Here is an 8,054-nt window from a genome sequence, read left to right on the forward strand (position 1 = left end):
ACCCGAACGTTCGGAGGCTCCTCGCTGTCCATTCGCTCCCCTGGCGCGGTATGAACCGCCGCCTCATAGTGCAGTTTGATCCTGACGAGCCCAGCATGTCTGCGCCCACCTTCGCGGAACCTGACCAGGGTCCGCTAGCGGGCGGCCGGAAGGTGAATGCTAGGCATGATCTAACCCTCGGTCTCTGGCGTCGCGACTGCGAAATTTCGCGAGGGTTTCCGAGAAGGTGATTGCGCTTCGCAGATCTCCAGGCGCGTGGGTGCGGACGTAGTCAGCGCCATTGCCGATCGCGTGAAGTTCCGCCGCAAGGCTCGCTGGACCCAGATCCTTTACAGGAAGGCCAACGGTGGCGCCCAAGAAGGATTTCCGCGACACCGAGACCAATAGCGGAAGCCCCAACGCCGACTTCAGCTTTTGAAGGTTCGACAGCACGTGCAGCGATGTTTCCGGTGCGGGGCTCAAGAAAAATCCCATCCCCGGATCGAGGATGAGCCGGTCGGCAGCGACCCCGCTCCGTCGCAAGGCGGAAACCCGCGCCTCGAAGAACCGCACAATCTCGTCGAGCGCGTCTTCGGGTCGAAGGTGACCGGTGCGGGTGGCGATGCCATCCCGCTGCGCTGAGTGCATAACCACCAGCCTGCAGTCCGCCTCAGCAATATCGGGATAGAGCGCAGGGTCAGGAAATCCTTGGATATCGTTCAGGTAGCCCACGCCGCGCTTGAGCGCATAGCGCTGGGTTTCCGGTTGGAAGCTGTCGATTGAAACACGGTGCATCTGATCGGACAGGGCGTCTAAGAGCGGCGCAATACGTCTGATCTCATCGGCCGGCGATACAGGCCTCGCGTCCGGATGGCTGGCGGCCGGTCCGACATCCACGACGTCTGATCCGACTCGCAGCATTTCGATCGCCGCGGTGACAGCGCCGGCGGGGTCTAGCCGCCGGCTCTCATCGAAGAAGGAGTCCTCGGTGAGATTCAGAATGCCGAACACCGTCACCCTGCTGCGTAACATCGTTGCTGCTCCATAACATCAAACATCGACCCACGGCGTAACGCGCTTGCTGCTTGGATGCCCGAGGCATAGACTGTACAAAAAAACAGTCATAACAAGCCATGAAAACCGCCACTGCGCCGTTACCACCGCTGCGTTCGGTCAAGGTTCTGGACCAGTTGCGTGAGCGCATACGCTACTTGCATTACAGCTTACGAACCGAACAGGCTTATGTCCACTGGGTTCGTGCCTTCATCCGTTTCCACGGTGTGCGTCACCCGGCAACCTTGGGCAGCAGCGAAGTCGAGGCATTTCTGTCCTGGCTGGCGAACGAGCGCAAGGTTTCGGTCTCCACGCATCGTCAGGCATTGGCGGCCTTGCTGTTCTTCTACGGCAAGGTGCTGTGCACGGATCTGCCCTGGCTTCAGGAGATCGGAAGACCTCGGCCGTCGCGGCGCTTGCCGGTGGTGCTGACCCCGGATGAAGTGGTTCGCATCCTCGGTTTTCTGGAAGGCGAGCATCGTTTGTTCGCCCAGCTTCTGTATGGAACGGGCATGCGGATCAGTGAGGGTTTGCAACTGCGGGTCAAGGATCTGGATTTCGATCACGGCACGATCATCGTGCGGGAGGGCAAGGGCTCCAAGGATCGGGCCTTGATGTTACCCGAGAGCTTGGCACCCAGCCTGCGCGAGCAGCTGTCGCGTGCACGGGCATGGTGGCTGAAGGACCAGGCCGAGGGCCGCAGCGGCGTTGCGCTTCCCGACGCCCTTGAGCGGAAGTATCCGCGCGCCGGGCATTCCTGGCCGTGGTTCTGGGTTTTTGCGCAGCACACGCATTCGACCGATCCACGGAGCGGTGTCGTGCGTCGCCATCACATGTATGACCAGACCTTTCAGCGCGCCTTCAAACGTGCCGTAGAACAAGCAGGCATCACGAAGCCCGCCACACCGCACACCCTCCGCCACTCGTTCGCGACGGCCTTGCTCCGCAGCGGTTACGACATTCGAACCGTGCAGGATCTGCTCGGCCATTCCGACGTCTCTACGACGATGATTTACACGCATGTGCTGAAAGTTGGCGGTGCCGGAGTGCGCTCACCGCTTGATGCGCTGCCGCCCCTCACTAGTGAGAGGTAGGGCAGCGCAAGTCAATCCTGGCGGATTCACTACCCCTGCGCGAAGGCCATCGGTGCCGCATCGAACGGCCGGTTGCGGAAAGTCCTCCCTGCGTCCGCTGATGGCCGGCAGCAGCCCGTCGTTGCCTGATGGATCCAACCCCTCCGCTGCTATAGTGCAGTCGGCTTCTGACGTTCAGTGCAGCCGTCTTCTGAAAACGACACAATTTTTGGTCGCGGAATCGGTTGATGGCTGTTAAGATACCTGTCAAATTTTCAATGTTCTGATTCCGTCAATGAATCAACGCATAGGATACGCCCGGGTATCGACCGATGACCAGCACCTAGACCTGCAACGCGATGCGCTCAGGCAGGCTGGGTGCAGTGTGATCTACGAGGAGGCGGCCAGCGGTAAGAGCGCAATCCGCCCGGAGCTTGAACAGTGTCGCAAGGCGCTCCGAGCAGGGGATACGCTTGTAGTCTGGAGGCTAGACCGGCTCGGTCGCAGTTTGCCCGACCTGGTGCAAATCGTGGCCGACCTTGAGCGGCAAGGCGTGGGCTTTGAGAGTTTGACGGAGAAGATCGAGACGGGCAGCGCGGCGGGCAAGTTGGTTTTCCACGTCTTCGCGGCGTTGGCCGAGTTCGAGCGTGGCTTGATCCGGGAGCGCACTCAGGCTGGGCTAGCTGCTGCTCGTGCTAGAGGCCGGGCCGGTGGTCGGAGGCCGAAACTGGACGAACAGCAGGTGCGTGAAATCAAGGTGTTGTTGCGCGACCCTGGCATTCAGGTGTCCGATGTGGCTCGTCGTTATGGCGTGTCTCGAACAACCTTGTATAAGCACGTGGGCGTCATCGCTCCAAAGCAATGAGGACACAGAATGCCTACAAAAGAAACCTGCACGGTTCAGGTGGAGGAATGAATATCTACAGCGCAGCGCAACTTTCCGCTTTGACTCGGCTGTTCTCCGCCACTGTTTTCCGTGAAATGGCGAAGAAAGGCCGATCCGGCTTGTTCCGTCGACTGCTCGGGCAGACCGATCTGATCGAGCATGTTGGTCCGTCCGTGACTGTCGGCGACACTTTCGACTCTGCGTTTGATATTTTGAAAATTGCAGGGCACCGTGACGAATACATCTATCGAGCAGCGATCAGTCAGAAAGTACTGATGGGAACACATTCGCTCCGCACTGCCTCGATGCTCAATGAGTTTCGGGTTGGTAGCTGCAAAGCTGATCTCGTCATCTTGAATGGCACTGCGACCGTCTATGAGATCAAGTCAGAGCGGGATTCTCTTGCGCGGCTTGTCAACCAGGTCGAGAACTACAAGCGAGTTTTCGCCAAAGTGAATGTGATCGCGAGCGAAGGCCATATTGAAGGTGTGCTGGACACGATTCCGGACGATGTGGGGGTGATGTGCCTTTCCAAGCGCTACCGGATTACGCCGGTGCGCGAAGCAGTAGACTGTCCGGCGCGAATCTGTCCGGTGACTGTGTTCGAGTCGTTGCGCATGGCCGAAGGCATCGCAATCTTGCAGGCGATGGGCGTAGCGGTACCGGAGGTGCCCAATACGCAGAAGCACACCGCTATGCGCGACCTCTTCGCCAAGCTTGATCCGGTTGCGCTACATGTAGAGATGGTGCGGACGCTCAAGCGGACACGTGATCTTGCGCCGCTCGGCGACTTCGTCGACCGTTTGCCTAAGTCCTTGCAGGCTGCGGCGTTGTCGGTGTCGGTGCGCCGTTCTGATCATTCGAGACTGATTGACGCTATAGCGACCCCGCTGCGCGCGGCCATGACTTGGAGCTGACCGACGTATGTACCATCCCTATTTCCGCGGAAAACAATTCGAGCTCATCACAATCCGCGAGATGGCAGAGTTGTTCGCCGAAAAGAATTTCGTACCTGTAATTGAGCCGGTGCGCGAGTCGCTCGGCGGCCTTAAGAGGACCTTGAGTGCGGTATGCGACGCCGGTGGACGCGCAATTGTTATTGTGAATCCGTATCATGGCGACCATCAGGAAGACGGGACGAGCATCACCGGTCTCCTACAAGAAGGCTTTAAGGACGGTAACAATATTTCCGCTGGCATCCTGCTACGTAGTGACATGACAGTCGAGGAAGCAATGGCCTGCTATGGCCAACATGCCGATCACCACCCTGTTCTAATCCACGCGGGCTTCACCGAACCCAAGGCGTTGGCGGCCGCACTGGGGGACGGCATGTCCAGCCTCACCAACGCCTTCATTGAAGATCATGCCAAGCTGCTCTATCGGAAACATTTCGATCAGAGCACACGCATTCTCGTGCGCGACGGATTTAAGCGGCAGCGCAATGCTGATTATCCGGCGATGGAGGAGTTCTCCGATCTCCATGTTACTTACCGCGATCTTGGCATGACAGGCTTTGGGGATTTCCTGATCGTTGGCGACGTCTACAGCGAGGGCGGAGGTCCGGCCTATGCCGTAGCAATCCACCTGACCTTCATTGATCCTGACAAGGACAATGTCATGTACATCTATCACTTCGTCTCGGACACGAAGGACACGCCCACTGACCCCGCCGGCAAGTTCGCTCAGGCGTTGGCGAAGTTGATAACGAAGTTGGACAGCGGAACCTCACATATTCTTGAGACCAACGCGATCAAGGAGCTCCGTGACTTCCACGCTAAGGGCCATTTTCCCGGTCTTGGCTACGTCAAAAAGCTCTCGATGAAACATCACATCGAGACGCTTGCCGCCTATCTTGGCTGAGCCACATGGCAAAGCGTTTTTGCTGCCCGGAATGCTTCGATGATCGTGCTTTGCGCGATCAGCTTTTCCCCTCGCTTGATCCTGGTCATGGGACGTGCGATTTCTGCGGGACCACTGATACCCAGCTTGTTGAGCCAAGCAAGCTCGCTAACTATTTCGAGCTGCTAGTCAATGTCTACGAGCCGAGTGAGGATGGGAAGTCGCTGGTCGAATGGATGAAGGACGACTGGCAGCTCTTCAGTCATCAGCGCATGGACATTGCCCACGCTAAAGAGCTTCTCGGCGAGATTCTCGATGACGGCGAGATCGTCCGAGGCAGTTTTTCTCCGTCGGCAAGTTATATCAGCGAAGGGCTTGCGCAGTGGGATAAGCTGCGCGACGAGATGATGTATGCCAATCGCTGGTTTCTCGATGTTGCCATTGATCTGGATCGTCTTCGCCAACTGCTCGACATGCTACTGGCGCCGACATTACCCCAGCGATGGTATCGTGCGCGAATTCGTACCGAGGACAAGGGTTTCCCGGTCGAGGAGATGGGGGCACCACCGAAGCGGCGCTCGTCACATGGCAGGGCCAATCCGGCGGGTATTCCTTACCTTTATCTGGGCTCGCTTCCCGATACGGCCGTTGCTGAGATAAGGCCTCATACCGGCGAGTTTGCTTGTGTCGCGGATTTCATGATCCCCGAGATCAAGGCTGTGGACTTGCGCAATCCGCGCAAGCTCGTGTCGCCTTTCATCCTGACCGATGCGAGTGAGATCGGCCAGCTGCGTGCCGACTTACCTTTTCTTGAGCGCCTGGGTGAGGAGTTGACGCGACCGGTTCAGCCGGCAGGGGCAGCGATTGACTATATTCCAAGCCAGTATCTCTGTGAGTTCATTAAGAAGAGCGGCTTCGATGGCGTCGTTTATCGAAGTTCTGTGAGCGACGGCATCAATCTCGCCTTGTTTAACCCTGAACAAGCGGTTGGTGGAGGCGTAGAGCTATATAACGTGGCCAAGGTGTCGGTCCAGGTTACTGCCTCCAAATGAGGCTCCGTTCAGAATCGCGTGATTGACCATACTTGCCGCACAGAAGCGGTGGATAACGGGGGCTATAAATGAGCGAACGTGATGACCTTCTCGCTTCCGTCGCCAACGAGATTAAGACCTATCGAAAAGGGGATCTTCCTGAACCGACGCCGGAGCACGTTGATCGTTGGCTTCATCAGTTCACGCCCGCTCAGCAATTGCCGTTCATGCGCGAGTTTGACCACGTCATCAAGCAGACCTTTTTCACCCGAAAGAATGTGAAGGACTTCCTCCGCGCCCTTGTGAACAACGCGAAGCTGGCCGGTGTTGATCCCGCTGTGTACTGGTCGTCAGCGAACTTCCTCAACATCCAGCAGAACGGGCAGAGCCAGAAGGAGATGCTGAAGCTCTTCGCGAAGTGCCTTGAAGACGAATGTGACCTGGACCTAGATGACTGCGGCGAGGCTGGCGGCGACTTCATCTATCTCGACGACGTGATGTTCAGCGGCAACCGTGTGGGCAATGATCTCGAGCCGTGGATCGTCAACGACGCGCCTGAATCGGCCAAGGTCCATGTCATCGTTGCTGCACTTCACTCGGGAGGCTCGTACCTGGTCGACAAGAGACTTAAGAGCGTAGTCGAGCAGTCGGGGAAGAAGATCGCCGTCAAGTATTGGCGCGCCCTCGAGATTGAGAATCGCAAGTGGTACAAGAACACCTCGGGAGTGCTCTGGCCCACGGCGGCCCCGAACGTGGCCGAGGTTCAGGCCTACATGGCGCTGCCGACGAAGTTTCCATTCGAGCCGCGGCAGCCGAGTGCGGCTCCCATTCAGCCGTTTTCCTCGGAAGCGGGCCGCCAGGTCTTGGAGAGTGAGTTCCTGATTGCCGGCGCCAAGATCAGGGCCATGAGCGAGAACCCGAAGCAATCCATGCGCCCGCTCGGCTTCAGTCCTTTCGGCGTGGGCTTCGGCTCCATGATCGCCACATATCGGAACTGTCCGAACAACTGCCCTCTTGCGATGTGGTGGGGTGACCCGGAGGCAACCTCGGGCGCCCTGCACTGGTATCCGTTGCTACAGCGTGAGGGCTATTCCTCCGCGAGGAACATCTTTGATGACCTCACGCTCTAGCATCGATCAGCCTGAGAACAGTCTTCTGCGGACCTACGTTCGCGGCGAGGCCGTCGTCGTCTACAAGACAAAAGAGGACTTCGGCGGATTGTCCAATATGGCGTCGGGCTACCCCTTGCAGATCAACGGCGTCCGCATCCTGACGACGGAGGCGCTGTATCAAGCCTGCCGTTTCCCCCACCTACCAGAGGTCCAACGGGAAATCATCGGGCAGCACAGCCCGATGACCGCCAAGATGAAGAGCAAGCCGCACCGCAAGGACTCAAGGCCAGATTGGGACGAGGTCCGATACAAGGTCATGCGTTGGTGCCTCCGTGTGAAGCTCGCGCAGAATTACGCGGAGTTCGGTCGGCTTCTGCTGGCCACGCGCGATCGACCGATCGTCGAGCAGTCACGCAAGGACGACTATTGGGGAGCTAAGTTGGCGGATGAGGCCGGTGACACCCTAATTGGGCAGAACGTCCTAGGCAGGCTCCTGATGGAGTTGCGGGAGAAGCTTAAAGACGACGCGGATGGCATGCTGAAGACGGTGTCGCCGCTCGGTATCCCCGACTTCCTGCTGCTGGGCAAACCAATCGAGACGGTCACGGCCAGGAGCTCAGGCAACGGGCAGAAACCGCAGCCCGCATTGTTTTAGCTGACAAGGTGTGAAGGCCGCTAGCCAGGATGCACGCCAGGAGCACAGGACATGACAAAACTGCACCAGGATAATCAAGCCGAGCCGTTCTTCATTACTGAGGATGTGGCGGCCGAGTTGACCGCCGCCGGTTACGAGTTTGAGGCACCGAGCCATGCGAGAACGGCGAGCATCCGCGAGCTGTTTGGCTGGCAGCCCGGCGAGACGTTGGCCGAGGCCGTCAACCGCCTCCAGGCCAAGCCATGTTCACCTTCATGATCTGAACGTGGTATTGCACATGGCATCAATCGGTCCATGATCAGTAGTCCGTTGATTTTAATAGAATTTTCTTTTTTGTTGATGATAGAGTGGGAGTGAATCCGGGTCCCTCGAGGACTATCGCCAGCTATCGAAAGTCTGTCATAACGTGTTGATTTAGAAAAAAAT

Annotated in this window: 9 protein-coding genes; 8 read left to right on the plus strand and 1 reads right to left on the minus strand. The window is 58.0% G+C overall.

What is annotated here, in order from left to right; all coding sequences use genetic code 11:
- Positions 1 to 159: 159 nt before the first annotated feature.
- Positions 160 to 1,011 (minus strand): sulfonamide-resistant dihydropteroate synthase Sul1, encoded by an 852-nt coding sequence (sul1, locus tag N5K27_RS28575; protein ID WP_000946487.1) that lies wholly within the window; start codon positions 1,009 to 1,011, stop codon positions 160 to 162.
- Between the two features lie 101 nt (positions 1,012 to 1,112).
- On the opposite strand from sul1, the gene intI1 reads away from it, so the two are divergent.
- The 8 genes from intI1 to N5K27_RS28615 all read left to right on the plus strand — a co-directional run bounded on the left by intI1 (position 1,113) and on the right by N5K27_RS28615 (position 7,886).
- On the plus strand, positions 1,113 to 2,126 hold the full coding sequence (gene intI1, locus N5K27_RS28580; RefSeq protein ID WP_000845048.1) for a class 1 integron integrase IntI1: 1,014 nt from the start codon (positions 1,113 to 1,115) through the stop codon (positions 2,124 to 2,126).
- A 274-nt stretch (positions 2,127 to 2,400) separates the two neighbouring features.
- The gene (locus tag N5K27_RS28585; protein WP_016713040.1) at positions 2,401 to 2,970 is read left to right on the plus strand and encodes a recombinase family protein; all 570 of its coding nucleotides are present in this window, start codon (positions 2,401 to 2,403) and stop codon (positions 2,968 to 2,970) included.
- A gap of 47 nt (positions 2,971 to 3,017) precedes the next feature.
- On the plus strand, positions 3,018 to 3,908 hold the full coding sequence (locus N5K27_RS28590) for a sce7726 family protein (protein WP_016713039.1): 891 nt from the start codon (positions 3,018 to 3,020) through the stop codon (positions 3,906 to 3,908).
- A 7-nt stretch (positions 3,909 to 3,915) separates the two neighbouring features.
- A complete protein-coding gene (locus tag N5K27_RS28595; RefSeq protein WP_016713038.1) occupies positions 3,916 to 4,851 on the plus strand; it encodes a sce7725 family protein in 936 nt (311 codons plus the stop codon).
- A gap of 5 nt (positions 4,852 to 4,856) precedes the next feature.
- Entirely contained in the window at positions 4,857 to 5,882 is a 1,026-nt protein-coding gene (locus N5K27_RS28600) for an RES family NAD+ phosphorylase (RefSeq protein ID WP_029380259.1), read from the plus strand.
- A 68-nt stretch (positions 5,883 to 5,950) separates the two neighbouring features.
- Positions 5,951 to 6,991 carry a hypothetical protein gene (locus N5K27_RS28605; RefSeq protein WP_016713036.1) on the plus strand — a complete coding sequence of 347 codons (1,041 nt, stop codon included), beginning with the start codon at positions 5,951 to 5,953 and terminating at the stop codon, positions 6,989 to 6,991.
- Positions 6,975 to 7,628: an NADAR family protein gene (locus tag N5K27_RS28610; RefSeq protein ID WP_016713035.1), complete on the plus strand. Its 654-nt coding sequence runs from the start codon at positions 6,975 to 6,977 to the stop codon at positions 7,626 to 7,628. The genes N5K27_RS28605 and N5K27_RS28610 overlap by 17 nt, the downstream gene beginning before the upstream one ends.
- Positions 7,629 to 7,679: 51 nt before the next feature.
- Positions 7,680 to 7,886 carry a hypothetical protein gene (locus N5K27_RS28615; protein WP_016713034.1) on the plus strand — a complete coding sequence of 69 codons (207 nt, stop codon included), beginning with the start codon at positions 7,680 to 7,682 and terminating at the stop codon, positions 7,884 to 7,886.
- The last annotated feature ends 168 nt before the right edge of the window (positions 7,887 to 8,054 follow it).

This window comes from Pigmentiphaga sp. GD03639, assembly GCF_029845405.1.
Classification (GTDB): domain Bacteria; phylum Pseudomonadota; class Gammaproteobacteria; order Burkholderiales; family Burkholderiaceae_B; genus Pigmentiphaga; species Pigmentiphaga daeguensis.